Origin of the sequence: Microbacterium sp. NPDC076768, assembly GCF_040687205.1 — a bacterium.
Lineage (GTDB): Bacteria > Actinomycetota > Actinomycetes > Actinomycetales > Microbacteriaceae > Microbacterium.
Window position 1 is genome coordinate 334427 of sequence record NZ_JBFBMU010000001.1, and the last position, 25695, is coordinate 360121.

The 25695-nt window shown below is 62.8% G+C and carries 23 protein-coding genes; 3 read left to right on the plus strand and 20 right to left on the minus strand.

Features of this window, described 5'->3' with window-relative positions:
* Window positions 1-1023 (minus strand): uroporphyrinogen decarboxylase, encoded by a 1023-nt coding sequence (gene hemE, locus AB0O87_RS01750; protein ID WP_363511145.1) that lies wholly within the window; start codon window positions 1021-1023, stop codon window positions 1-3.
* 86 nt (window positions 1024-1109) lie between these two features.
* On the opposite strand from hemE, the gene AB0O87_RS01755 reads away from it, so the two are divergent.
* The gene (locus tag AB0O87_RS01755; protein WP_363511146.1) at window positions 1110-2432 is read left to right on the plus strand and encodes a glutamyl-tRNA reductase; all 1323 of its coding nucleotides are present in this window, start codon (window positions 1110-1112) and stop codon (window positions 2430-2432) included.
* A gap of 28 nt (window positions 2433-2460) precedes the next feature.
* Here the strand turns inward: AB0O87_RS01755 and AB0O87_RS01760 are convergent, their stop codons facing one another.
* Genes AB0O87_RS01760 through AB0O87_RS01785 form a run of 6 tightly spaced genes read right to left on the minus strand, consistent with a single transcriptional unit; the run spans window position 2461 to window position 5207 of the window.
* Window positions 2461-2937: a hypothetical protein gene (locus tag AB0O87_RS01760; RefSeq protein WP_363511148.1), complete on the minus strand. Its 477-nt coding sequence runs from the start codon at window positions 2935-2937 to the stop codon at window positions 2461-2463.
* Window positions 2937-3758, minus strand: coding sequence for a hypothetical protein (locus AB0O87_RS01765; protein WP_363511150.1), 822 nt, complete (start codon window positions 3756-3758; stop codon window positions 2937-2939). The genes AB0O87_RS01760 and AB0O87_RS01765 overlap by 1 nt, the downstream gene beginning before the upstream one ends.
* 38 nt (window positions 3759-3796) lie before the next feature.
* A complete protein-coding gene (locus tag AB0O87_RS01770; protein ID WP_363511152.1) occupies window positions 3797-4345 on the minus strand; it encodes a hypothetical protein in 549 nt (182 codons plus the stop codon).
* Window positions 4314-4769 (minus strand): hypothetical protein, encoded by a 456-nt coding sequence (locus AB0O87_RS01775; RefSeq protein WP_363511154.1) that lies wholly within the window; start codon window positions 4767-4769, stop codon window positions 4314-4316. The genes AB0O87_RS01770 and AB0O87_RS01775 overlap by 32 nt, the downstream gene beginning before the upstream one ends.
* Entirely contained in the window at window positions 4769-5047 is a 279-nt protein-coding gene (locus tag AB0O87_RS01780) for a hypothetical protein (RefSeq protein WP_363511156.1), read from the minus strand. Before AB0O87_RS01780 ends, AB0O87_RS01775 begins: the two co-directional genes overlap by 1 nt.
* Before the next feature lie 19 nt (window positions 5048-5066).
* Entirely contained in the window at window positions 5067-5207 is a 141-nt protein-coding gene (locus AB0O87_RS01785; RefSeq protein WP_363511158.1) for a hypothetical protein, read from the minus strand.
* 354 nt (window positions 5208-5561) lie between these two features.
* Between AB0O87_RS01785 and AB0O87_RS01790 the strand changes: the two genes are divergently transcribed.
* Window positions 5562-6152 (plus strand): HhH-GPD-type base excision DNA repair protein, encoded by a 591-nt coding sequence (locus AB0O87_RS01790; protein WP_363511160.1) that lies wholly within the window; start codon window positions 5562-5564, stop codon window positions 6150-6152.
* A complete protein-coding gene (locus AB0O87_RS01795; protein WP_363511162.1) occupies window positions 6149-6574 on the plus strand; it encodes a DUF1801 domain-containing protein in 426 nt (141 codons plus the stop codon). Before AB0O87_RS01790 ends, AB0O87_RS01795 begins: the two co-directional genes overlap by 4 nt.
* Before the next feature lie 33 nt (window positions 6575-6607).
* Here the strand turns inward: AB0O87_RS01795 and AB0O87_RS01800 are convergent, their stop codons facing one another.
* From AB0O87_RS01800 to AB0O87_RS01860, 13 genes are all read right to left on the minus strand, one after another.
* The gene (locus AB0O87_RS01800) at window positions 6608-8308 is read right to left on the minus strand and encodes a helix-turn-helix domain-containing protein (RefSeq protein WP_363511164.1); all 1701 of its coding nucleotides are present in this window, start codon (window positions 8306-8308) and stop codon (window positions 6608-6610) included.
* 112 nt (window positions 8309-8420) lie between these two features.
* Window positions 8421-9524 carry an o-succinylbenzoate synthase gene (menC, locus tag AB0O87_RS01805; RefSeq protein WP_363511166.1) on the minus strand — a complete coding sequence of 368 codons (1104 nt, stop codon included), beginning with the start codon at window positions 9522-9524 and terminating at the stop codon, window positions 8421-8423.
* Complete coding sequence (locus AB0O87_RS01810; protein WP_363511168.1) at window positions 9514-10428, minus strand: GNAT family N-acetyltransferase; 915 nt, start codon at window positions 10426-10428, stop codon at window positions 9514-9516. The genes menC and AB0O87_RS01810 overlap by 11 nt, the downstream gene beginning before the upstream one ends.
* Entirely contained in the window at window positions 10425-11564 is a 1140-nt protein-coding gene (locus tag AB0O87_RS01815; RefSeq protein WP_363511170.1) for a M20 family metallopeptidase, read from the minus strand. The genes AB0O87_RS01810 and AB0O87_RS01815 overlap by 4 nt, the downstream gene beginning before the upstream one ends.
* Window positions 11557-14910: a serine hydrolase gene (locus tag AB0O87_RS01820; RefSeq protein WP_363511172.1), complete on the minus strand. Its 3354-nt coding sequence runs from the start codon at window positions 14908-14910 to the stop codon at window positions 11557-11559. Before AB0O87_RS01820 ends, AB0O87_RS01815 begins: the two co-directional genes overlap by 8 nt.
* Window positions 14907-15692, minus strand: coding sequence for an ABC transporter ATP-binding protein (locus AB0O87_RS01825; RefSeq protein ID WP_363511174.1), 786 nt, complete (start codon window positions 15690-15692; stop codon window positions 14907-14909). The genes AB0O87_RS01820 and AB0O87_RS01825 overlap by 4 nt, the downstream gene beginning before the upstream one ends.
* Window positions 15689-17671 (minus strand): dipeptide/oligopeptide/nickel ABC transporter permease/ATP-binding protein, encoded by a 1983-nt coding sequence (locus AB0O87_RS01830; RefSeq protein WP_363511176.1) that lies wholly within the window; start codon window positions 17669-17671, stop codon window positions 15689-15691. Before AB0O87_RS01830 ends, AB0O87_RS01825 begins: the two co-directional genes overlap by 4 nt.
* Window positions 17671-18684, minus strand: a complete 1014-nt coding sequence (locus AB0O87_RS01835) for an ABC transporter permease (RefSeq protein WP_363511178.1) — start codon at window positions 18682-18684, stop codon at window positions 17671-17673. The genes AB0O87_RS01830 and AB0O87_RS01835 overlap by 1 nt, the downstream gene beginning before the upstream one ends.
* A 12-nt stretch (window positions 18685-18696) precedes the next feature.
* Window positions 18697-20274 carry an ABC transporter substrate-binding protein gene (locus AB0O87_RS01840; RefSeq protein ID WP_363511180.1) on the minus strand — a complete coding sequence of 526 codons (1578 nt, stop codon included), beginning with the start codon at window positions 20272-20274 and terminating at the stop codon, window positions 18697-18699.
* A gap of 368 nt (window positions 20275-20642) precedes the next feature.
* Window positions 20643-22349, minus strand: a complete 1707-nt coding sequence (locus AB0O87_RS01845; RefSeq protein ID WP_363511182.1) for a SulP family inorganic anion transporter — start codon at window positions 22347-22349, stop codon at window positions 20643-20645.
* Window positions 22350-22397: 48 nt separating this feature from the next.
* Window positions 22398-23783, minus strand: a complete 1386-nt coding sequence (locus AB0O87_RS01850) for a glycine--tRNA ligase (protein WP_363512863.1) — start codon at window positions 23781-23783, stop codon at window positions 22398-22400.
* 95 nt (window positions 23784-23878) lie between these two features.
* The gene (locus AB0O87_RS01855) at window positions 23879-24571 is read right to left on the minus strand and encodes a GNAT family N-acetyltransferase (RefSeq protein ID WP_363511184.1); all 693 of its coding nucleotides are present in this window, start codon (window positions 24569-24571) and stop codon (window positions 23879-23881) included.
* Between the two features lie 77 nt (window positions 24572-24648).
* Window positions 24649-25614: a serine hydrolase gene (locus AB0O87_RS01860; protein WP_363511186.1), complete on the minus strand. Its 966-nt coding sequence runs from the start codon at window positions 25612-25614 to the stop codon at window positions 24649-24651.
* Between the last annotated feature and the right edge of the window lie 81 nt (window positions 25615-25695).

A 25695-nucleotide genomic window follows, 5' to 3' on the forward strand; every position in this document is an offset into this window, starting at 1 on the left:
CTAGATCGTGTGGGCCAGCTCCACGATGCGGGTGAGCTGGTCTGGGTCGGTCTCCGGTGGAACGCCGTGGCCCAGGTTCAGGATGTGTGCGCGGGCAGCGCGGCCGCGTTCGACGACATCGCGCACGTGCGCCTCCAGCACAGGCCAGGGTGCAGAGAGCAACGCGGCGTCGATGTTGCCCTGCACCGTGATGTCTGGTCCGAGGATCGCGGCTGCTTCATCGAGCGGCTGACGCCAATCGACCCCGACACCGTCGACGATGCCGTCAAGGCGCATGTCGGCGAGGAAAGGGCCGGTACCGACACCGAAATGGATGCTCGGGAGCCCGATGCCTTCCAGCGCTGCACGCGAGTGCGGGGCGACGAAAGTGCGGTAGTCGGCGACGCTGAGGGATCCGGCCCAGCTGTCGAACAGCTGCACGACAGAGGCACCGGCATCGCGCTGGGTTTCCAGAAAACGACGCGAGACCTTGGCCAACCAACCGGCCAGCTTGTTCCAGGAATCCGGGTCGGAGTGCATCATCGCTCGTGCCCGCAGGTGCTCCTTCGACGGACCACCTTCGACCAGATAAGCGGCAAGAGTGAAGGGGGCGCCAGCGAAGCCGATCAGCGGGGTGTCGCCCAGCTCGGCAGTGACGATCCCGACAGCCTCGGCGATCGCGGTTCCATCCAGGTCTTCCGGGTCGATGGCGGTGACGCGATCGACATCTGACGCGGTACGAATCGGGTTCACGAACACGGGTCCGCGCCCTGGTTCGATCTCTACCTCGACGCCAGCAAGCCGCAGCGGGATGACGATGTCACTGAAGAACACCGCCGCATCGACACCGTGCCGGCGCACCGGCTGCAAAGTAATCTCGGCGGCCACATCGGGAGTGAGGCACGCATCGAGCATCCGCGTTCCCACGCGCAGTTCGCGGTATTCCGGCAACGACCGGCCTGCCTGTCGCATGAACCACACCGGAGCGTGAGTGGGACGGTCGCCGGCGAGGGCGCGCAACAGAGGGGCGTCGGAAAGTGCCATGTCTCTATCCTCCCACCAGGCGCTTATGGGGCCGCCGAGTTCGACTGTCTGAACCACCCCCGCATACGCTCCGGTACAATCGATCTGTGCTGCTGTGTGTCACGGCGAGTCACCAGACCGCCTCTTTCGAACTGCTCGAACGCCTGAGCCGCACCCCCGACGACGTCGCTTCCACCATCGTGGGCATGACGCCGTGCGTGCAGGGTGCGGTTGTTTTGGCGACGTGCAACCGGTTCGAGGCGTACGTAGAAATGGATGAGCCGGTCACGGTAGCTGGCGCCATCGGTGTAGAAGCAGTCTTGGAAGCAGTGGAATCTGCGACCGGAATCGCCGCCACCGACCTCGACGGCGCATACGCCGTGCACTCAGGACGCCGCGTCGCCGAACACCTTTTCTCTGTTGCCTCAGGACTCGAATCCGTCGTATCCGGCGAAGGGGAGATCGCAGGTCAGGTGCGCCGTGCCCTCAAATCAGCCCGCAAAGACGGCACCACTTCGCCAGAGCTTGAGCGCCTGTTTCAGCGCGCCAGCCAGGCACAGCGCAAGGTCAAAAACGTCACAGCCCTGGGTCGCGCAGGACGCTCGCTCGTGCGTCTCGCGCTGGAACTCGCCGACAGCCGCATCGCGGACTGGTCGGCGGAACGCGTGCTGCTCGTTGGCACCGGCGCCTACGCCGCCGTCACCCTCGCCACGCTTCGCGAACGCGGCGCCGTCGACATCTCGGTCTACTCACCCTCTGGCCGCGCCGAGGTGTTCGCCGCGAAGCACGGCATCCGTCCGGTCGCAGCCGATGACTATGCGCACACCGCAGCGCGATCGAGTCTGCTCATCACCTGCACCACAGCGACAGAACCAGTGCTCGGCCCGCAACACCTGCAACTGCCCACCAGCATCGCCGCCGTCGGTTGCCCCATAAGCGCAGCCGCTGGCACAACGGGTGCCCCCAACCGCCTCGTGGTCGACCTGGGCATGCCCCGAAACGTCGATCCAGAGATCGCCACCCTCGAAGGCGTGGCCCTGCTCGACCTCGAAACCATCCGGCTGCATGCTCCGCTCGAAGAACTGCAGGCCACAGACGCAGCGCGCACCGTCGTGCGCGAAGCCGCCGACGTCTTCCACGTCGTCGGCGCACGCCAAAGCGTGACCCCACAGGTTGTCGCCCTGCGCTCGCACATCTTCGGCCTTCTCGACACCGAGATCAACCGCGCACGCGCACGCGGCGACGAAGACGGCCGCGTCGAGCAAGCACTGCGCCACCTCGCCGGAGTTCTCCTGCACACCCCCACCGTGCGCGCACACGAACTCGCCGCCGCCGGCCGTGCAGACGAGTTCACCTCCGCGCTCGCCGCACTGTATGACATCGCACCGCAGGCGCCTGCCGCCGAAGCAGACGACGCCGCCACCGCGTAACGCTCGTTCTACTCCAGCCCTGGGCCAGCTACCCAGCGACCTCCCTGTCGGAAGAGGAGGGTGCCACGCTGCGAACACGGTCAACCCGCCGACACCACAGGGCAGCGAAAACGATGAACCCCACGAACACGATGAGCATCCCGAAAAGCGCGATCTGCATTCCGAAACTGCTCTGATTCAGCGCCCCGATGTACAACAGAAGAGGCCCAGTGCCCACCGCGGCACCTATCCCCGCCCCCACGCTCTGCGGTCCCCACCCTGAGTACTGCTCGGAGGCATCCCCCGGCTGAGACACACGTGAACCGATAAACGCCCCCAACGCAGCCAACAGCCCCGCCACGAGACTCGAAATGAACGTCGGCACGATCAAAAGAAGAAATACAGTCTCACTGATCGACGTTGACGTCGACCTGGTGGCGACCACGACACCCTCGTAACCGAACACTGAAATGTTGAGGAACACGAGGCTAAAGAGCAGAAGTGCGAAAGTCGTGCCGCGTCGCATTAGTTTCCCCCGTACTTTTTCACGGCATCCTTCCGACACCGCAAGGCGGTGAAGACGGCGAACCCCGTGAACACAATAAGCGCTTCGAAGAGCAGCAGCTGAAATCTGGGTCCATCATGAAAAAGCAACGACCAGTACATCAGGAAAAGTGTGGACCCCACTGCGGCACCAACGCCAGCCCCGACACTTGGAGCACGCCACCCTGCGTGCTGTTTGAGCGTGCCCGCTGAGCGCGAAACTCGTGAACCAATCCGCGCGCCCAGCGCCGCGAGCAGCCCCGCGACAATGCTCCCCACGAAGGTCGGCGCAACCATGAGAAGCGGCAGCCAAGCGGTACTGGAGTTCGGTGCCGTCTCGGCGACGAGAATTTCCACCCACCCGAAAACAAGGACCGGAATGTTCAAGAATGCAACGCTAAACAGCAGAAGCGCACCCGATGCGCTCGTGCGTTCCACGCGTTTGCACCAGATTGCCGCAAAAGCGAAGTAGGCAACGAAAGCAGTCAGAGCCCCAAAAAGCACGACCAGCACCCCTGGCCCGTACTGCGCGAGCCACGAGAAATAGAGCAAGAGCGGGGCCAAGCCAACCGCCCCGCCTACCCCTGCCGCAAGACCTTGAACGCTCCACTGGGGCTCTCGCCCCGTCGACTCGCTCCTCCGCGAACGCGACACACCGAACGCGGCCAGCAGCCCTGCCACAATGCTCCCGACGAATGCCGGCCACATCACGAAGCTCAGATAATACAGCCCTCCGATACCCGACTGATTTACAAAGAGCCTGACGACCTCCAGAACGATCAGCGGTGTATTTACGAACGTCACGCTGAACAACAGAAACGCCAAGGTCGTGCCGCGTCGCACTACCACTCAGCGACCTCCGTGCCGGAAGAGGAAGGCGCCGCACTGCGAACACGGTCCACCCGCCGACACCACAGAGTCGTGAAGACAACGAAACCGATAAACACTATGAGCACGCCGAGCACCACAATCGGCACCACCGCTGCTCCGCCAACGAATCGCACCGAGAAGAGGAGCACGATGGGCACGGATCCAACAGCTCCACCAATTCCCGCACGCACGCTCTGTGCTCTTAATCCAGTGGAGCGCGTAGTTGCATCCAAGGGCTGAGAAACACGGGAGCCGGTAAACGCCCCGAGCGCGGCCAACAGTCCCGCAGCGACACTCGTCACCAACGCAGGAAGGGTGAGCAGAACGGAGCCCCAGAAGAGGTTAGATGCGAAACTCTCCGGAAAACGAACAAAAGCCACTACTTGGTAGATCAAGACCGGGGTCATGAAAACAGCGAGACTGAACAGCAGGAGCGCCAGCGTTGTACCGCGAGCCTTCACGGCTTCTGCCGCCTTCCACAGAGACTCTTCAACGCGCACCTGCCGCTGCCGTATTCGCACGGTCCTTCCACCGACTCCACAAGGCAGTGAAAACGATGAACCCCACGAACACGATGAGCATCCCGAAAAGCGCGATCTGCATTCCGAGGCTGCCCTGCATTAGCAGCGCGATGTACAGCAGAAGCGGCCCAGTGCCCACCGCGGCACCTATCCCCGCGCCCACGCTCTGCGCTCCCCACCCCGAGTACCGCTCGGAGGCATTCCCCGGCTGAGACCCACGTGAACCGATGAAAGCTCCCAACACGGCCAACAGCCCCGCCACGATGCTCGAAATGAACGTCGGCACGATCAAGAGAGCGAATACCCAACCACTACTCGACGTCGACCCAGAGGCGAAAACCATGGCGCCCTCGTAGCTAAGCGCTGGAATGTTGATGAACACGAGGCTAAAGAGCAGAAGCGCGAAAGTCGTGCCACGCCGCATTAGTTTCCCCCGTACTTTTTCACTACATCCTTCAGGTTGTTGGCCTGATCATTCCATCTCCACCCTGCCGCTAGCTCAGCGAGAGCGGCGGCGGCTCTGAGCGCCACCGCGGTTTCCCGGAGCATATACTCGCCGTCGCCCTCCACTATCGAAAACTCGATCGTGGACCCTGGCCCGTCGAAGTAGTCGTCCGAGACTACCGTGAACCTCGCACTCGCGGGAGTCGTCGCCACAACTACATCTCCCGTCTTGTAGAACGAATCCTGGCCGTCGGTCACGGGCGGCTTCGCGCCCCAGTTACGTAGGCGGAGCAGATTCCGGTCCGGCAGCGGCGCCCTCCTCGAACTCACGAAGGCGCTTCAGCTGCGTCCACGGCCAGAAGGCGATCCACCCGATGGAGACGATCGAAGCGCCCACGATCATCGATGCGATATCCATGCGACCTACGGTACAAAATCTCCGAAAGTGTGCACATCCGTCGAGCGGCGGACAACAGTCAGAGCCAATCCCTCGGTTCACCGCCCTTCATATCGCCATGCTCCTTTACTCGGTTTTCCAGTTCCCTCGATGACACACGAGCCCCCTTCGCTCTGCGCTCTGCGCACTGCGCGCACCTCCCCTAGCGGTGAAGCTGATACATACCCAGGGAGCTCGCGCGGAAAGTATGCGAGCCAGCGATGCCGCAACAGTCGAGCAAGTTCACGCCCTGCGACGATCTCGCAGAACACGCAGGCATCGCGGCCCGAAACGGAGCACCAATCAAAAATTGGATGCCCCTGACAAACTAGATTCATGCCCGAACTTCACATCACCGGAGACACCGCAGCCGATACTCTGCTGACCGAGAATCCGCTCGCGCTGCTTATCGGGATGCTGCTCGATCAACAGATTGCGATGGAAACCGCGTTCGCCGGTCCGCTCAAGATTGAGCAGCGAACCGGCGCGGTGGATGCCGCGACCATTGCACAGATGGCGCCGGAAGAGTTTCTTGAAGCGTTCAGGCAGACTCCCGCCGTTCACCGCTTTCCCGGTTCGATGGCCACGCGCGTGCAGACGCTGTGCCAGAGGCTCGTCGATGACTGGAACGGCGACGCTGCGGCATTGTGGACCGACGGAGACCCCTCGGGTCGCGAGGTGTTGAAGCGGTTGAAAGCTCTCCCCGGTTTCGGCGAGCAGAAGGCCAAGATCTTCCTCGCGCTGCTCGGCAAGCAGTACGGTTTCGCTGGTGAAGGATGGCGCGAGGCATCCGCCCCCTACGGCGACGATGGAGCGTTCCGCAGCGTTGCCGATATCGTCTCCCCCGAGTCATTGACGAAGGTTCGCGAGCACAAGAGGGCGATGAAGGCCGCCGCGAAATCTGCCGACACCAAGGGCACCAAGTGAAACCGACGGGCGACGACGTCGCTGGCCTCATCTCCCGCTCGTCCCCCGCCATTCGCCGCCGGGACGCGGAGACCCTGATCGCCCTGCTGCAAGAAGTCACCGGCCGCACCCCGCAAACGTGGGGCACGATCATCGGCTTCGGTTCGTGCCACTACCGCTATCCCACAGGCAACGAAGGCGACAGCGGCCTGATCTGCTTTGCGCCGCGCAAGAACGCGACCACGATCTACCTGCTCGACGGTGTCGGGGCGCACGCCGAGGCACTGGCAGCGCTCGGCCCGCACACCACCGGTGTCGGATGCCTGTACATCAAAGACCTTGAGCAGATCGACCTCGATGTCTTGCGAGGCATCCTCGCGCGCTCACTCGCATGGGTCGAAGCCGGTGGCACGCCAGAGATTCAACTCACCGTCACCAGCTGAAGTGGTTCGACGCCGAGTCGGGGACGCGCGTATCTACCTTCGTCCCGGTTCTTCTGCGCTCGGAAGACGGGTCGGCGCCAGAACGCGCAGCTGTAACAGGGCAGCAAAACGCTGATCAGGATCAGAAAGATCCATACAGCCAACTTCTGCGATGCGGCGTAGCCGGTGCCGAAATGTGTTTCGGTGCAGATAGAGCTGCCCCGCAGCAGCGGTGACGTCTCCGAAGGTTTCGAGCCACAGTCGCAACGTCGGCACAAGCTCGCTCCCGTGCGCGCGGTCGTGGGCGAGCAACCGTGCAACTGCGCCAGTGGGCTCGTCACCTCGCGCCGAAGCCACGTCTTGGAGATCAAGCACGAGCGCCTCTGTCTGCACATCTGCTAGCCGCGCAACCCGCGAGTCCCCTTTGCCACGAAGCACCCGCAACACCCTGTCTACTGTGGTTCGCGCATGCGCAAGATCTGCGACATCGCTTACCGCTGGTGCGACGCCAATCACAGCCGAGTAGCGGCGCCCCACCCGTTCGAGAAACTCCGTTGCGATACTAAAGGCGCGCTCTTCGCCTGCGCTTTCTGCACGCGCGGCCCCAGGCGATGCGTTCGTCTCCGACCTCGTGCGTGCTGTCGAGACCGGGATAAGACCGTAGGCAGTATCGCCCACCAACGCTGCTGTGGCGCCAGCGTGCGTCGACGACAGATGCATCGCGAAGGCGTCTGCGAGCCGTGCCCGATCACCGGCAACGACAGCCCCTTCACGCAATGACTCTTGATCATTGCGGGCCAGAGCAACCCCCAAGACCATCACCGATTGATCAGCAAGCCCCAGGCGAGACATCGCAGAGTGCGCGGCGGGGCCACCCTCGAGTGCCGTCGAAAGCAGATCGGCGTGCACTCTTCGTTGCGCATCGCCACCCGCACGCACCCGCAGCATGTGCAGCGCTGCAAGCTTCGCCGCATCCTGTAGCCCCGTCTCACGCTCCGGGCTGAGCGGCTCATGTGCCGCAACCCAAATTGATCCGAGAAACTCATCGCCCGCGCGAACGGCCGCGGCAACGCGGGGCACCGAGAAGCCACTGTTATCGAGGGGTTCGACACGAATCGGGCGGTCACTGCGCTGCAGCTCACGAAAAACACCGCGTTCCATGAGCTCACTCGCGTAACGCGACGGCACTTGCCGCCCCAGAATCGTCTCGATACGCGAGGGGTCTGCTTCATCCTGCCGCGCCGAAAAGGCGAGCACTCGTGACTCTCGGTCTTCGATTGTGACCGGAGCGTCCATTAGCGCGGCAATCGCGTTCACCACTGCGAAAAGGTCGCCGGAGGGGATGCCGCCCAACGACTCCGCATCCTCCGCGCCGATGTCATCAACTAAGAACGATCGCAACAACGCGGCTAGGTGCGACCACGATGCCCCACGGCGCAAAGAAAGCACCGCTAAACCGCTTCTGGCAGCCGCGGCGCGAATCGCAGGGTCATCCGGCAACGGCGCACGCACGATCAGTGCGATGGCGTGACTAGGCGACAGCGAATCGATGACCCGACATATCTCCGCGATGTCGGAAAGCCCCACCCCCAGCACGATCGAGCGCAGCGGCAGCACTGCCTCGTCGAGCGGATCGTGGATGACGATTCCCCCGATCTGGTCGACCGAATCCGCAACCCCGACACACAGGTCGAGTAACGCGTCACCGAGGTTATCGAGCACGCGGGCAAGGGTGGCGCGGTGATTCAGGGGCACGGTGGCGGCACCATTCGTGAGAGCGAAATAGGCGCCCAGTCTAGTTCGCGAGGTTCACTGCGATCATGGTGGCGTTCGAGCGTTCGACGGGGAGTTTCGCCGAATCTGCAGGTCAGAGAGACACCCACTGGGTCGAGGTCGTGACCTCTGCCAACATGTCAGGAAGCGGTGCAACACCCAGCCCAGGTCCGGTGGGGACGGTGAGGTGACCGTCGTCCAGAACGAACGGCTCCGTAATGTCAGTGCGGTAATACCGGCCAGAGCCGGAGGTGTCGCCTGGCACGGTAAAGCCAGGCAGCGCAGCGAGCGCGACGTTTGCCGCGCGGCCCAGCCCCGTTTCCAGCATTCCGCCACACCACACTGGTACTCCGTTTGCGGCGCACACATCGTGAATGCGACGTGCTTCCAAGTAGCCGCCAACGCGACCTGGCTTGATATTGACAACTGAGGTCGCGCCCAGCTTGATGGCGGCGGCCGCATCTGCAGCCGACTCAATCGACTCGTCAAGACAGATAGGCGTTGTCACCATGCGAGCGAGTTCCGCATGACCGACGATGTCGTGCTCGCCGAGTGGCTGTTCGATGAGCAACAGCTCAAAGGAGTCAAGCTTCGCCAGGTGCCTCGCATCATGCAATGTGTATGCGGTGTTCGCGTCGACCTGCAGCAACAGATCATCACCGAAACGCTCACGCACCGCCCGCACAGGTTCAAGGTCCCAGCCGGGTTGAATTTTCAGCTTGATGCGGAGGTATCCTTCGGCCACGTATGCATCAACCGCGTCAAGCAGCTCCGGCACAGAGTCCATGATGCCCACCGAGACGCCACAGGGCACACGCTCGCTTACCGCGCCCAGCTCGCGGCCGAACGAGCGCCCTTCCGCACGAAGCTCGGCATCGAGCACCGCCATCTCGAGCGCGGCCTTAGCCATCTGATGCCCCTTGAACGGACGCAACCGCTCAGCAACCAGTGGTGCCGTCAATCCCCCGCCCGCAAGCGCGGGGATCAAGAATCGACGCATGACGTCGACAACACCATCGACGTACTCGGGTGAGTAGCGCGGGTCGCCGAGCGCAACGCACTCGCCCCACCCGTCGCCGATGTCGGTCACTACCCGCACGAGCAGAATGTCCCGCGAGGTCTGTGTGCTGAACGATGTCCGAAACGGTGACACTAACGGCATCGCTATGCGCGTGAGATCAAACCCTTCAATCTTCATGAGTAACTCCTTGCTGCGGTGAAGCGCGGTGAGGGGCGCTTCGGGCGCGTAAAACGTACTGGCCTGTGCCTTCACCGTCGCTGGCACGATCGAAATCCACAAACTCGGCACCCTGCCTGAGCAGAGGGACGAGGGCGGCCCGCACCGCCACTCGCCACTCGCGGGCGACCTCTGGGGTTTCGCCACGCAGACGAGCGACGTCAGACGGCAATGCCACAGAGATCAGGGCGTCTGCCTTGAGCGGTGCGTTCCCCACTGTTGGCCTGCCGTCGTTATCCATGCCTAACAGCGGCACGGCTTCGTGCCGCCTCATCTGTTGCATGCGCGCTCCGTGACAGGCATCGATCACATCGGGCGCGAGCAAATCCCAGTGCAGCAGCAAACGATCAGTGTCGTCCGTACCATTCAGAGCGTCGGACATGTTCCCGTAGAAGTTCTCGAGGTACTCCACAGGACGCGCACGGAGCTTTGCGATGTTGAAGTAAGCGTTCCGCGCCACGAGCGGGTCGAAAGTCCACGCGACTCTGGTGATCTCTCGTTGCAACGCCCATGCTCGCTGATGAGCTTTGAGGGCAAAGCCAACATTGCGCCAGGGGCCAGGAACGACGCCTGTGATGTGGCTATGCAGAGTGCGCAGTGCTGGCTCCTCATGGAACGCCACCGCCGCGCCCACAAGAGTCTCTTCCCGGTACGCCCCCACAACATAGCTTCCCGATTTTGACATCGCACGCAACATCTCTGGCGTCACAGGCTGGCCGTGCCTGCGGCCCCAGATTCCCGCGAACAGCGAAGCTGCGGCGTGAGCGGATTCGATTCCGTCGACCTTTCGCACGACAACGCCGCTGGCACTGGCGGCGGTATCGGCGATGCCAACCGCGTCGGAAACGACCTCGGGATCGATCATCGCGGCGCTCCGCCAGCAACATCAGCACACACATCGACGATCAGGGCCGAGAGCAACCGCGTACGTTCAACCAGTTGGGCGGTGAGAACATGCTCGTGAGGTGCATGCGCACCGCCGCCAATCGCACCGAGTCCGTCGAGGGTGGGGGTTCCCACGCCAGCGGTGAAATTGCCGTCAGAAGCACCGCCGACAGCAACGGCGTCTAGCGGTGCATACCCGAGGCGCGCATTCACCTTCTGCGCCCGCGCAAAAAGCCCCTCCGATGCTGAGCGTTCGAGCGGGGGCCTGTTAATTCCGCCGTCAATCTCGATGCTCACACCAGAAATGACGGGCATCAGCGCACGCAGTGCGGCGTCGACTCGTTGCTGCTCCTGCTCCGATGTTGCTCTCACATCAACGGCAAACGACGCATGAGCAGCAATCGTGTTGGCCGTGGTGCCAGCCCCAGCAGTCGTCACGGTCACGGTGGTCTCATGTTCAGCATCACCAAGCTTGTTCACGGCGAGAACTTGGTGCGCCAGTTCGATGGTCGCGTTGGCACCCTTGTGCGGTTCGAGACCAGCATGGGCGGCACGGCCGTGCAGGTGAACTCGGTAGAGCGAAACGCCCTTGCGTTGCGTCTTAAGCGCGCCTCCGTCGGCGGACGCCTCCAAGACGAAGACGGCTGAGGCTCCGCGCGCTTCGGCTTCGATCAACGAACGTGAGCGGGGCGAACCGATCTCTTCATCCCCCGTGATGAGAATCGAGACTCCATCGCGATTCTCGAGAGCGGCGACGGCGTGAATTCCCATAACGAGACCCGTCTTCATGTCGAAGCAGCCGGGACCTTGCAACACACCATCCTTGACCAGGAATGGCCGCTCAGCAAGCGAACCGAGAGGCCACACTGTGTCGTGATGGCACAGCACGACAACGCGCCGTGGCCCGGTTCCAAATCGCCAGCGGAGGTGGGAGCATCCGTCCACCTGCATGCGTTCAGGTACGGCACCGAGACGCGACTCACCGAGAGCAGCGATCACATCAGCACTTCGGCTGACGGCAGCGTCATCGCTCGACGGGGACTCGCACTCCACCACAGCGCGAATGTCTTCGATCAGCGTCGCCAGCGCACGCTCGTCGTCGAAAGCCTCACTCACCTCGGTCCACCTTTGGTGTCGAGCGGGCACCGAAGTGTACGTACTGGCGTCCGTTTTCATGTGTGAAAAAGGTTACGGGCGACCACCCAACTGTCCCTGGCATTCGCATCGCGAAGAGAGCGTCACTGACAGCGACGAGGTCGAACGTTTGCGGTTTGTCTTCAGCCACTTCAACCATGTCACCCGTCGGTTGCAGCGTCATCTTGAGCACACCGTCTTCTTCATAGACATCGATGCGCACGCCGGCACGATCGTAAGCGCCGACGTACGCCGACGCATCCACGTCGAAAGGATCAGCAGGCGGCGCGAAGGCGGGTGTGCGCGAGATACCAACAACGTCTTCAAAGATCTCGCTCGACAGCTCACGGAAGAAGTCTCCCGAGTTTCCCCCATTAGCCACGATGGCAACAGCAAGGTTCTGCTCCGGAAGGATCCGCAAGAACCCGTTCTGTCCGATCGTGGCTCCATCATGACCTATCGCGCGGTGACCGTCGAGATCAAACCGTATCCACCCCAATCCCCAAGAGTCCCCCAGCGTGATCTTGTCTGGCAGGTCGACCTCATGGGCGGCCATGGCGGCGACGCTGGCTTCATTCAAAATGCGGGTACCGTCAGCTGCCACGCCGCCGCGCATATGCATCCGTGCGAACGCGAGCATTTCATCAGTGGACTGCACGATAAGTCCCGCTGGTCCCAAAGAGCGAGGCAAGTCCCACGTCGGTGTGGGGGCCAACTCATCGTCAGCTCCTGGCACGTGACCGGTAGCTACCGAATACCGGATGGCATCTTGCGGCAAGGTCACGGTGCGCGACAGCCCCAGGGGGCTGGCGAGCCGTGCTTCGATGGCTTGCTCCCACGTCTGGCCAGTAACGCGCTGGATCACGTGCCCGAGAAGCACGAACCCCGAGTTGCAATAGGACCAGCTGGCGCCAAGCGGATGATTTTGCTTCGACTCGGCCAGGAGTTCGACGAGCTTCGCTACCGCGTCGTCGCCACGACCGATATCAGTGAAAATGTCACCGTCAATCCCGCTCGTGTGCGTGAGCAGGTGACGAATCGTCACTCCATCCTGCGCCTCTGGGTCGCTCAACCGGAAGTCTGGCAGTATTTCAACGATCGGCGTATCGAGCGTGAACTTTCCCTCCTCCACGAGTTGCATGATGATGGTCGTCGTCCACACCTTCGAGATCGAACCGATCTGAAAAATCGAGTCGACAGTCACCGGCACCCCAGTGAGCTTGTTCAGCGTTCCTGTCGCCGCACGCACCATGTCATCGTCACGTGAACTGAGGCGAAGGATCCCCAGTTGCGCACCAACGATCTGGTGTCGCCGAGCGAGCTCCTCCGTACGGCGCCGCCAGTGCGCCTCGTCCAGTGGCACAGGGCGAGGACCAGCAGCATCCCCCGCGAAACGCTCCAGCCACTCCACAATGCGACGGTTGTAATCGAGGCGATGCGAGAGCCTCCCGGCAAGCGGAAAGATATGGCTCGCCCCTGGGTAGAGCACCATTTCCGTTGGCACTCCGCGATGCTTTAGCGAGAAGTACCACTGTTGCGCCTGGCCAACAGGGCACCGACGATCCGCCTCGCCATGAAGAATCAGGGTGGGCGTACGCACCTCAGCCACGTGCGACAACGGCGACATCGCCGCGTAGCGTGCAGCGTCTTCCCAAGGCGGTCCGCCCAGCTCAACATCGGTAAATTGTGCGCTGAGGTCGGCGGGGCCAACCATACTCACCAAATCGGAGACCACTCCTCCGGCGACAGCCGCTGCGAAGCGGCTGTCGTGCCCGGTCAAGTAGCAGGCCATGTAGCCGCCATAGCTATAGCCTGCGACGGCGAGCCGTTGGGGATCGGCTAGCCCCTCGGCAACGAGCGCCTCTATCGGCTCAAGAAAATCGCTCGCGTCTGAGATGCCCCAGGCGGCATCGACCGCGCGGAAAAACTCTTCACCATAGCCGTCACTGCCCCGTGGGTTAACGATGAGAACAGCCCACCCGGCAGCGACCAGCTCATGGTGATATGCATGCATCTCGTCCGCGACATCGCTCCACGCGTTGTGTGGACCGCCGTGAACATCGAGCAGCAGCGGGCGCGGCCCGATTTGCTCAGGGGCGCTCAGCACCCACCCATGAACGACAGCGCCGTCACTGATGTTGAACGTGCGCTCAGTCCACCCGTAGCGTTCACCTTCGCCACTGACCGCGCCGTGCTGGGTGCGCACAACCTCTGAACCCGTCGCAAGATCAAGCGTCACAATCTCGCCGTACGAGTCGCGCGTGGCAACAACCACGGCGGCAGTACCTGCCGCGACACTCATCCCGGCGACGAGTCGCCCACTCCCGGCAAGAACGGCGACCGGTTCCGCCCCACCCGCTACGGCCACGCTGTAAAGATGTGTGAGCCCGCGATCGCGTACGCAAAACAGCACGCGCTGACCATCATCGATGAGCGCAGGAGACGCCCCAGGGTAGGCCGGCGCCCCAGACATCACGTTGCGATCAAGCGCCGCGCCGAGATCGACGGTGCCGGTGCACGCGCCACCCTTGGTCCCAAGATCGACGCGAAGCAGACGTGCGTGCCCTCCGAGCAGATCAAGCGAACCCACCACAATGAGGGATCCCGCGTCTGCAGTCCACAGCACTGACTCGGCATATCCCTCGGCGAGCGCCACGCACGCCGGGTCTGCCTTCACATCGTGCGCATCAATCATCCACACTGGACGACAGAGCGGGTGACCACCTTCAGCCGAGCCGGAGGTGTACGCCAGAGTGCGTCCGTCTGGCGACCAGGCCGGGGCGTCTGCGTTCTCGCCACCGAAGGTCAGCTGACGCACCGCGCCATCAACAACGTTGAGCACGTGCAACTGCGACCGCACCGCGCCAAGGTAGCCGACACCGTCGACCTGAGCATCGAGACGCGACACGACAATCGGCGCGAGGGCCGACGACTCAGTCGCGTCAGTGTCAACAGCGGCGACGAACGCAAGATAGTTACCGTCTGGGCTCCACGCCGCCGCGCCAGCACCACCGCGAAGTGTCGTGATAACTCTGGCCTCACCACCATCCACGTTCAGCAGGTGAAGCTGATCGACCCCATCGACGGCACGAAGAAATGCGATACGCCGGCCGTCAGGCGAGAACGTCGGGGAAGAGTCAGTGTCTCCAAACGTCAGCTGCCGCGGCGCCGTCTCATCCGCAACGCTCCATAGATTCGTTGCCACGCTGTCGTTGTCGGCGTCAAGGGTACGCACGGTGTAGACGATGCTGGCCCCCTCAGGCGACAGCGTCGGTGCGCTGGGAACACACACGGCAGCAAGGTCGTCGATCGTCAGCCTTCGGGTCATTGCAAGCTCCTCATAGATGCGTCAGCCGCGCTCGCCGACGACGCTGTTGCCCCAGGAACCGCGCTCAAGAGGGTCCGGGTGTATTCGTGGTGTGGGCTCTCGAGCACCCGCGTCGTTGGCCCCTGCTCGACGATGCTGCCGCGCAGCATAACGGCGACCTCGCTTGCGACGTACCGCACAACCGCGAGGTTGTGCGAAATGAACAGCATCGAGAAGCCCAGCTCTTGTTGCACCGTCCGCAGTACGTTCAGCACTGAGCCCTGAATCGATACGTCCAGCGCCGATGTGATTTCGTCGGCCACCACAACATCTGGCTGGCCTGCCAGAGCTCGCGCGAGCGCGACGCGCTGCCGTTGACCGCCCGACATCTCGCTCGGGTAAGACTGCGCGTGCCGCGGGTCAAGGTGAACGAGTTCGAGCAGCCGTTCCGCTTCGCGTCGCCCCGCCGCACCTCTTTGTGCTTTGGGCATGGCTTCAAGCAGTGTGTCCACTATCTTCATGCGCGGATCGAGTGACGAGTACGGGTCTTGAAAGACCATTTGTACGGCTCGACCGCGACCTCGCGGGTTCAACGGAGTCCCTCCGAGCAGGATGCGCCCTCCGGCCAAGGGGGCAAGACCAACTGCAGTGCGGGCCAGTGTCGACTTTCCCGAACCAGACTCCCCCACTAGCCCCACGACTGAACCCGATGGCACTGTGAGACTCACGTCGTCAACGGCTGTGGTGTAACGCCGACGTGTTCCGTAGCGGACGGTGACGTTCTCGAAAACCAGGTCGCTCATGCCAGCTTCCCTTCCTCTACCGTCGGTTGCGGTTCTCCTGCGTGCCAGCACGCCACCCGCCGGCCATTGTCGTCTGTGATGAGCGCGGGGTCTTCTTCGGCGCAATGCGCGTCTGCCAGCGGACACCGCGCGGCGAATGCACAGCCGGAAGGCAGATGTGCCGGATCCACCGAACGACCTGGAATCACGGGGAGCGGCTTGGAGATATCGATCGACATATCAGGAACAGCAGCAACGAGTGCACGCGTGTAGGGATGCTGAGCCGCCGAGGTGAGCTCCGCGGAGGGCAGGTCTTCGACAATCTTTCCGGCGTACATCACCAACACGCGATCACAGACCTCCCTGACCACGGCTACGTCATGGCTAATCAGCACAATCGCGACACCGTTCTCTTCCCGGATCTGGGCGAGCAGGTCGAGAACTTGCTTCTGCACGGTGACGTCGAGAGCTGTCGTAGGCTCATCGGCGATGATCACCGATGGCGTCCCCATGATGCCCATGCCGATCATCGCTCGCTGACGCATGCCGCCCGAAAACTCGTGGGGGTACTGCTTAGCTCGACGTTCAGGCTCCGGGAGCCGCACCGAGCCGAGCCGCTGTACCGCATGGGTCATGGCCTGCTTTCGCGTCATTCCGCCGTGACGGCGCGAGACCTCGGCCAGCTGAGTTCCGATGCGCATCGTCGGGTTGAACGACGTCATCGGATCTTGAAAAACCATCGCCAACGACGTGCCGAGAACACTTTGGCGCTCAGGTGAATCTCCTGCGAGCAGGTTGTGCCCGACCAGTGTGAGCCGCTCAGCATCGACAACAACCGGCTCCTCAATGAGCTGTGCGATGGCGAGCGCCGTCATCGACTTCCCAGAGCCGGACTCACCGACGATGCCAATTGCTTCGGCCTCCGTCACACAAAATGAAACGCCACGGACGGGGTGAATCGCGCCGTCCATTGTCGGGACGGTGACCTCGAGGTCTTTCACCTCGAGCACAACGTCGTTGCGGACTGTGGCCGACTTTTGCGCTTGAGTCGTCGCGGTCTGCTTCGCACGAAGTGGCGCTCTGAACGGAACACCGCCAGCACCCGGGACACCAAGCCCTTTCGCAAGCGCTTCACCGAGCAGGTTGAACGAGAGCCCAGCCACAACCAACGCGATGCCTGGCGCCAGCGCCGAGAATGGGTTGTTGTAGATCTGGGCAAGACCCTCCTGCATCAGACGACCCCAGTCGTATGCTGGCGGCTGTACGCCCAGCCCTAGGAAAGAAAGCCCAGCGAAAGCGAGCAGCGTGCTGCCGAGCCCCACGGTGGCGTTGACGATAAGGGGCTCACCGATGTTGGGCAGAACGTGACGGGTGAAGAGAGTCAGACGGCTTGCGCCAACGCTGCGTGCCGCCGACACATAGTCTCGCTCGGCGACACTCGCCACAAGGGTCTGGCATAGCCGCGCGAACGAGGGTGCTCCAGCAAAGCCGATCGCGAGCATCGCCCCGATCGGCCCTGCACCGAAGATTGCCGCGAAGAACAACGCCAGAAGCAGTCCAGGGAAGGCGACCGCAATGTTCACACCTGCGGTCACGAACCTGCCCAACCGCTTCCCGAGGAGCAGCGGCGCAGCGCCCAAAATTATGCCAAGGACAACCCCGATCGCTGTCGCGCCGAGCGCCAGCAGGATCGACAGGCGAGTAGCAACCAGCACCCGCGCGGCGATGTCGCGCCCGAGAGCGTCGGTGCCTACCCAATGCTCAGCTGATGGCTGAGCAAAGATATCGTCGGTGTCAGTAGTGTTGGCAGCATCACCCCAGATCGTCGGCGCGAAGATCGCCAGCGTCACCAAAAGGGCAGTCAACACAATTGCCGCTACCCCTATCGGGGTGCGCAGCAGGCTAAGCCGGCGGCGAGCGCTCGTCGACTTCTTCGGAGCAGCCAGGTGATCGAACGGCTCGCCTGTGGGGGTCGCAAACTCGGGAGCAAGGTGCGTCATCAGTTCTCTCCGATCGTCGAGCGCGGATCAAGCAGCGCGAGAACAATGTCGACGAGAGTGTTGGCCAAGAGCACGCCAACGCCGTATACAAGCACCGTCGCTTGAATGAGCGGATAGTCCTTGGTTGTAATAGAGGAGACCATTACTGACCCGAGTCCTGGCCAGGCGAACACGTTCTCAACAAGCACAGTTGATGCAACCAATCCGCCGAGCAGCATGCCACCGATAGTGAGCGAAGCTGTTACGGCGTTGGGCAATGCGTGACGGAGGTTCACGACCCACGAGGCAAGCCGTTTCGATCGCGCAGTGCGGATATAGTCCGCATCCAGTACACCGATCATTTCGACGCGCACGATACGCGAGAGCACCGCCGCCGACCCCGCAGCCAGTGCGATCACGGGAAGCACGAACGAGTCGGCACCGCTGCGTCCAGCCACTGGCAGCCATCCAAGACTCACCGCAAAAACAGCCACCAGAATGACACCGAGGAGAAAGTCAGGAATTGAGCTCACGACGACACTCGAACTCGTGAACACGAGTTCCGTCTTTCGCCCTTTTCCTCGACGGGTGAGAATCGCCATGGTCACACCAAGAGGTACTGCCACGAGAATTGCGACAACGAACGCGAGACCAGCCAGCTGGAGCGTCGCGGGCAGGCGCTGCCAGATGGTCTCGGCGACAGGCAGCGACGAGACCATCGAGGTACCGAGGTCGCCCGTCATGAGGCCCTGCAGGTAGTTCCAGTACTGCACGAAGAGCGGGTCGTTCAGCCCGAGCGCCTGACGGCGGGCCTCGACCACGTCAGGCGGTGCGGTCGGACCGAGCGCTGCGCGGACGGGATCCCCAGGGATGAGCGGAATCATCAAGAAGGACGCAGTGATCAGCACCCACAACGACACCAGCAGCCGTCCGGCGCGGCGGATGCCGAACCGAACCCATCGCCCAGAGAGAATCCCGTCTGCACCACGAGCAGACGAAGCCGCAGGCACGACCGCTGGCGTCGCTGTTGCCATGACGTTCGGCCCCTAGCCCAGCATCCGGATCGTCAACGGCTCCAGGTCGCCGCCGACAGAAAACTCTGCACCGTTCCCGAACGTCTTGACGGAAGTATTTGCGAAGGGGAAGGCATCTGCGGCCTCCACCAACGCCGATTCACCTTCGAGCCAGGCGTCGCAGCCTTCGGCTCCCGGGAGCTCGGATGCCTTGGCGACTGCAGCGTTGTAGTCGTCGTTGTCGATCTTTGCAAAGTTGGTCGACGCGTCACCGCTCAAGAATCCGATGATCTGATCTGGAGTGTTGACGTTAAGCGAGATCCACACAACATCCCAGTCCCCCTGGCCGAAAATATTTGCTTGCAACGCCGTCGACTCAAGCATTTCTAGCTCAACCTGAGCCCCGATAGCTTCCCACTGCGGAACGATGAGTTCGGCACCAGCGGTTCCGCCAGACCCCATGGCTGCGTTGTAGACAAACTTGATCGCGAGAGGCTCGCCGTCCTTCTCTCGAACGCCACCGCTTCCCATCGTCCAGCCAGCAGCGTCAAGCAGATCGGCTGCCGTTTCGCTGTCAAAAGCCGGCATCGAGCTCACCACCGCTTCACCCTGACAAGCGGCCGGGGTGAGCGCGGCGAATGAGGTGGGAGGAGCGCCGTTGCCGGCACCGACGACCTTCACGAGCTCTTCGTAGTCAGCGGCCTGCGTCAGGGCCATTCGCACGGCGGGGTCGGATGTCACGCGCCCCTCGCCCTGGTTGTACCACTGCTGGCCAATGATCTCTTCGGTCTGCGCCGTATACAGATCGGCTCCGTCAAGGCGCTGCGCGTCACTACCTACAATCGCGCCCGCGTTGATATCACCGCTGAGCAGAAGGTTCGCCGCTGTCGTCTCGTTCTCGATCACGCGCACATTCAAGGTCGTTGGAACACCCTCGTCAGCCGTCGTTGCGCCATCGGGACCCCACGTGTACCCCTCGCGAATCTCGTATGTGTACTGATCGTTGGGAACAGCGTTCGTAAGTACGTAAGGGCCAGAACCTGCGGTACCTGTCGCGAGCATCGCACGATCGTCCATGCCGGCGTCACACACCATCGGGAGGGCGCCGAACCCGTTGATCGCAAACGCAGACGGGCTTTCGAGCGAGACAGACAGGACGTTGCCATCAGCTGTCGCGGTTGCCCCCGCCGGCACGAATACGTTGCGAAGTGGGCTCTCGTTGGCTGGGTCGGTGACGAACTCGATGTTTCGCACGGCCGTCTCAGCTGTGAACGCTGACCCATCGGCGCACGTAATCGAATCGGCCAGCGTGAAGGTGAGCTCGGTGGGCGCAACAGTCCACTCGGTAGCCAGCTGCGATTTGATGGAGCCATCTGCTCCATCAACGCTCACCAAAGAGTCATATGCGAATTGGGTGAGCTGGTTCAAGACCGAGCCTGCGCCCATCTGAGGATCGAGCGCACCGGCGTCCGACTTCACCGCCATGGTGAAGGTGGCATCCGAGGCATAGTCCCCGCCCGTTGAATCGGCGTCGCCGCTTGCCGAACACCCGGCAAGCGTGAGGGCGCCGATGGCTACGACACCGACGATGCTCAATGATCGCTTCGTCATTGTTCCTCTTTTCCTCTTTCAGCCCGTGGAGGGTTGTGTTTTCGATGACTGGCGCATTGCGCCGTGCGCCGTGCGCCGACGAATGGCATGTGCAATCCGATTGCGTGACCATTGAATCGATGCGGTCCCGACCACACCGGATGCGCTCGGCGGAACGCGCAGCAATCGCGTGTTCGAGCCAAAGCTGGGTCTCGCCGGGACGGGTCATCTTGCCGATGCTAGTCAACGGAGAATCCCTGACACGTGTGCAAAAGCACGATCGAACCGTGCTCAGATTGTCCGATTGAACATAGAGGTCGGGTGGTCGCCCCTGCTCACCCCGCTGCTTGGCTCGCGGCTCTCCGCCACCAGCTGATCGAGCCGAGGGTTCAGGAGCGAGCTTCGACCCAGGTCAGCGCATCGCTGTGGGCCGTGCGCAATGTCTCACCCAACCACGAAGTCGCGTGGTAGACGCCCTCTTCTCCCACCACATCGATCACGCCGCCAGCGCGGAGTTGATCGATCACGCGGTCGCTACTGACAACCAAACGCAGCGCGCTCTGGTGCGCTTGAAGCTCGACGGCGTAGCGCCGGAGCACCTCGACGAGAGAGATTCCGAGCTCATCGACGCCGCGCAGCCTCAGCACGACAACGGAACGACGCGATGTGCCAACGACGGAGGGGAGCCGCGCTTCAAACACGGGAGCGCTGGCGAAGAAGAGGCTGCCGTAGGGCTGCAACACGAGCACCTGACCAGCGGGGACCTCGTCGACCGAGTCCGTCTCGCGCATGCGCCCTTCTGGCTCGATGATGACGCGGCGCACGCGAATGCGGTTCGACTGCTGCACCACGAACAGCACGATGCCCAGCCCCACCCCCACCAGCACGGCGAACTGCAACGGGATAAGAAGAGTTAGGACGAAGGTGATGGCCAGCACGGTCGTCTGCAGTGCGCCTGTGCGCACGACCGACATGATGTTCGCCGGCTTGATCGCCCCAATCCCGACGACAATCAGCAGTGCCGCAAGCGACGGCATCGCAACATAGGCGACCAATCCAGAGGCGAAGAGGATGACCGCAGCCATCACACCGCTGGCGAACATCAACGCCAGGCGGGTGCGCGCGCCAGCCTGGGCGATGAGGGCCGACGCCGACATCGACCCACCGACCGGCATGCCGCGGAAGACACCGGCGATGATGTTGCCGACGCCCTGGCCGATGAAGTCTTTCGATGCGTCCGCAGGACGCCCATCGCGGTTGGGGACACCAGCCGACACGGCCGCCCCCTGAATCAACCCGACGAAAGCGAGGGAAACCGCGGGGATCGCAAGGTACGCGATGTCGTCGATCACCGGCAGCACAGGCCCGGGGAGGCCGCTTGGTACATCGGCGATTGAACTGATCGTCGCGACAGACCAACCCAAACCCGCAGTGCTGGCCCACGCGAGGATGGATCCCACAACAACGGCGACGACGAGGCCGAATGACGCGAGTCGCGTGCGGGTGAGCCACACAATGAGCCCGATCGTCACGACGCCGATGACCGTTGTTGGCAGGTTCACCTGCCAGAAGTGCAGCACCAGATCGACAGCACGCGTGACCCTATTGGCCGCGTCGCTTTCGTACCCCGTGAGGTTCGACAGCTGGCCGAGCACGATGTTGACGCCGACGGCCGTGACGAATCCGGTCATCACCGACGTGGGAACAAACCGCAGCAGGCGGCCCGCTTTCAGCACGCCAGCCAGAATCATCACGACACCGGTGAGCATCGCGAGCGTGAAGAGCGCGCGATCCGGATCGGGACGCGAGCTCAGATCGGTGTCTGCCACCACCAACGCCATCGCGCCGGTCGCTTGCACAGCCATAAACGTGCTGCTGGTGAAGAACGCCGCCCCCAGCATGCCGAAGAGGTACCCGTAGAGGCCGGCGACGGGATTGACCCCGGCGAGCAGACCACTGGCGAGTCCATCTGGCACACTCTCGACGCCGAGGACGATACCCGCGACGGCATCTTTACCCAGAGTGCGACGACGGAAAAGCTCCCGAACCCGCGCACGCCTGCCGGGGGGAGGTTTCGGTTGCGAGTCTTCTGTCACTGCTGAGCCTCCCCCACGCGCCGCGGCGCCTTCTCATCGAGCTGTCGGTCAGGCGCCGCGCAAACGCTCTGCGAGGTAGGTGTGCAGGTTGTCGATCGAGACGCGTTCCTGCGCCATGGTGTCGCGGTCGCGCACCGTGACGGCACGATCATCGAGCGAATCGAAGTCGACCGTGACGCAGAACGGGGTGCCGATCTCGTCTTGACGACGGTAACGGCGTCCGATCGCGCCCGCATCATCGAAGTCGACGGCCCAGGACGCGCGGAGCTTGTCTGCCACCTCGCGAGCGAGCGGCGAGAGCTTCTCGTTGCGGCTCAGCGGCAAGACCGCTGCCTTCACTGGCGCGAGGCGCGGGTCAAGCTTGAGCACGGTGCGCACATCGGTGCTGCCCTTGGCGTTCGGCACTTCTTCTTCGCGGTACGCGTCGACGAGGAAAGCCATCATGGCGCGCGTGAGACCGAACGACGGCTCAATGACGTAAGGCGTGTAGCGCTCGCCTGTCGCCTGGTCGAAGTAGGTGAGGCTCGTGCCCGATGCCTCGCTGTGGCTCGAAAGGTCGTAATCGGTGCGGTTGGCGACGCCCATGAGCTCGCCCCACTCCTTGCCCGCGAAGCCGAACTTGTACTCCACGTCGATGGTGCCTGCCGAGTAGTGCGCGCGGTCGTCTTCTGGCACATCGAACTGACGCATGTTCTCTGGGTCGATCCCCAAATCGATGAACCAGTTCCAGCACGCCTCGACCCAGTGATCGAACCACTCCGGTGCTTCTGCCGGCGGGGTGAAGAACTCAATCTCCATCTGCTCGAACTCGCGGGTGCGGAAGATGAAGTTACCCGGGGTGATTTCGTTGCGGAACGCCTTACCCACCTGGCCGATACCGAACGGGGGCTTCTTGCGGCTCGCGGTGAGCACGTTTGAGAAGTTGACGAAGATACCCTGCGCTGTCTCTGGACGCAGGAAGTGCAGGCCAGACTCGTCGTCGACCACACCGAGGTAGGTCTTCACCAGTCCGGAGAACGATTTGGGCTCGGTGTACTGACCCTTGTTGCCGCAGTTGGGGCACGGCACATCGGCGAGACCATTCTCGGCCTTGCGCCCCTTGCGAGCTTCGAAGTCTTCGATCAGGTTGTCTGCGCGGAAGCGCTTGTGGCACTGCAGGCACTCGACCAGCGGGTCGGTGAAAGTGGCGACGTGACCGGAGGCCTCCCAGACCCGCTTGGGGAGGATGATGCTGGAATCCAGTCCCACCATGTCGCCACGGCCACGCACGAACGTCTGCCACCACTGACGACGGATGTTCTCCTTCAGCTCCGTACCGAGGGGGCCGTAGTCCCAGGCCGACCGAGAACCGCCGTAAATCTCACCCGCTTGGAACACGAACCCGCGGTGGCGGGCGAGGGCGATGACCTTATCGAGGCGGGACTGTTCGGCCATGGTGGCTCCAATGGTCGGATGCGGAAGGAAACCCGCGAGCACGGGCACCCCATTCTACCGCTGGTCGTTGAGGCTGAACCGGTCAACCTACCGGGTCAGGATGCGGCGAAGAGGTAACCGCGTGCGGTGTCGAAGCCGGCGATCTGCAACCCACTGCCGAGCAGGCCCTCCATCTGCGCCCGCAGACGAGTGCGCCACTCCAAAGCTGCATCGGGGTCGGAGACCCGTAGCGATTCGATGTCGGCCGGAATCTCGAGGATCTCCGCTATGGCGTCCTCTGCCGGGGGCTTCGCGATATCGGCAAGCGCCCACTCGACGTCGAGGCGGTCGCTTTCGTCGCCCGCGTCTCCGCCGCCGAAGATGCCGTAGCGGTTCACCGAGTAGCCGGTAGCGCGGGCACCCAGTACTGCAAAGAAGAAGTGCGCGTTGCGTGCCACCAACGGATCAAACGTCCAGGTGATGCGGCCGACATCGCGCGAGAACGCCCACTGACGCTGGTGCTCTTTGAGTTCGCGACCCCACCCACGCCCGCGGTATTCGGGCAGCAGTGCCGTGATGTGCGAGTGCATCGCACGGCGTGCTGGCTCGCCGAAGAAAGCGATAGAGGCGCCGACCATGCGCTCCTCTTCACCCTCGCCGTCGAAGAAGCCAACGACATAGTTGCCTGACTGCTGCAGAGCGCGCAGGGTGCCTGCATCGACCACGCGCTGCGGACCCCGAATGGAGTCGAGCAAGCCCTGTGCATCGAGGATGAGTTCAACGGTGTCGAGATCACGAATGGTACGCACGTTCCCAGTCTGCCCCTCCTCGGCCCGTTCCGGGAATCGTAGGTTCCCTGCTAACTCGTCGTTGCGCGCGTGAGGAGCTAGTGGGTGTACTCCATGAGTTCCACACCGAGGATGCGGAACGCGTCGTGGGCGCGCAAACGGTGAGTGATCGACAGATCGTCGAAACAGACGATGAGCGAGTAGGCGACCCCGGCGCGGGGGCCAGCCAGAACACCGGCCTCGGCACGCACCCCGCGGTCACGGCCGGTCTTGTTCACAAACAGCAGTCCGTGGGCATCATGCTCATGCGAAAACGGATCCAGGCCTGTGGATGACGCCACCAAACTCAGGTCTTGGTTCAGGCTCAGCCATTCCGCCACCTGTGCGCTGACGGCGGCATCGACCACCTGCGAGTTGACCAACGCGGAAAACAGGCCAGCGAGTTCGCGTGCCGAACCGACGGCAACCTGTGGTGCATCGTCAGGCCCACGGTGATCGCGAAAGCGGTCGAGGAGCGCGGTGCGCCGCAGCCCCAACGACTCGATGCGCTTGCGTACCTTGTCATGCCCGACCTTCTTGAGCAGAGCATTCACCGCAATCGGATCGCCAGCGGTGGCGGCGATCACTGCCAGGTCTTCCAGCGGAAGAGCGGGGGCATGCAAATTGCGCCACAATCCCGCCGACTCCACCGGCTCGACGCTGGTGCGCTCGATGATCTCGAACGGATCGAGAGTTCCATCAGCAAAGCCCGCCGCTACCTCGACCAGCAACGGCACCACGCCAAGACCCGCAACCGGCATCGTCACATGGTCGTCTCCGGCCAACACATGCACATGGTTGTCGAGGTCGACAACATGCACCGACACCTGAGCACCCGCATCTGCCAAGCCCTCAAGCGAACGGAGCACTGTCACAAAAGAACGACGACCGACAGCGGTGCGTCGCGGAAGACGACGGCTCGTACGCTGCGAACGGCGGCCTGAACCAGATGATTCTTGGGCGCCATTAAGAGACTCGGGAACTGCAGGGTTGCGAAACCCTTCACCAGGCTCGGAAGCGCCCACGCATGGTCCTAACGAAAGTTTTTTCGGGATACCGAGAGGACGCGCTCCCCAGCGGCAGGGCTATCGTATCCCCACCGCCGG

Coding starts and splice junctions, on each gene's coding strand:
- AB0O87_RS01810 (WP_363511168.1), bottom strand. CDS start 10,428: ATGATCGATCCCGAGGTCGTTTCCGACGCGGTTGGCATCGCCGATACC.
- hemE (WP_363511145.1), bottom strand. CDS start 1,023: ATGGCACTTTCCGACGCCCCTCTGTTGCGCGCCCTCGCCGGCGACCGT.
- AB0O87_RS01785 (WP_363511158.1), bottom strand. CDS start 5,207: ATGGATATCGCATCGATGATCGTGGGCGCTTCGATCGTCTCCATCGGG.
- AB0O87_RS01850 (WP_363512863.1), bottom strand. CDS start 23,783: ATGGCCGAACAGTCCCGCCTCGATAAGGTCATCGCCCTCGCCCGCCAC.
- AB0O87_RS01790 (WP_363511160.1), top strand. CDS start 5,562: ATGCCCGAACTTCACATCACCGGAGACACCGCAGCCGATACTCTGCTG.
- AB0O87_RS01760 (WP_363511148.1), bottom strand. CDS start 2,937: ATGCGACGCGGCACGACTTTCGCACTTCTGCTCTTTAGCCTCGTGTTC.
- AB0O87_RS01775 (WP_363511154.1), bottom strand. CDS start 4,769: ATGCGGCGTGGCACGACTTTCGCGCTTCTGCTCTTTAGCCTCGTGTTC.
- AB0O87_RS01825 (WP_363511174.1), bottom strand. CDS start 15,692: ATGAGCGACCTGGTTTTCGAGAACGTCACCGTCCGCTACGGAACACGT.
- AB0O87_RS01830 (WP_363511176.1), bottom strand. CDS start 17,671: ATGACGCACCTTGCTCCCGAGTTTGCGACCCCCACAGGCGAGCCGTTC.
- menC (WP_363511166.1), bottom strand. CDS start 9,524: ATGAAGATTGAAGGGTTTGATCTCACGCGCATAGCGATGCCGTTAGTG.
- AB0O87_RS01835 (WP_363511178.1), bottom strand. CDS start 18,684: ATGGCAACAGCGACGCCAGCGGTCGTGCCTGCGGCTTCGTCTGCTCGT.
- AB0O87_RS01840 (WP_363511180.1), bottom strand. CDS start 20,274: ATGACGAAGCGATCATTGAGCATCGTCGGTGTCGTAGCCATCGGCGCC.
- AB0O87_RS01820 (WP_363511172.1), bottom strand. CDS start 14,910: ATGACCCGAAGGCTGACGATCGACGACCTTGCTGCCGTGTGTGTTCCC.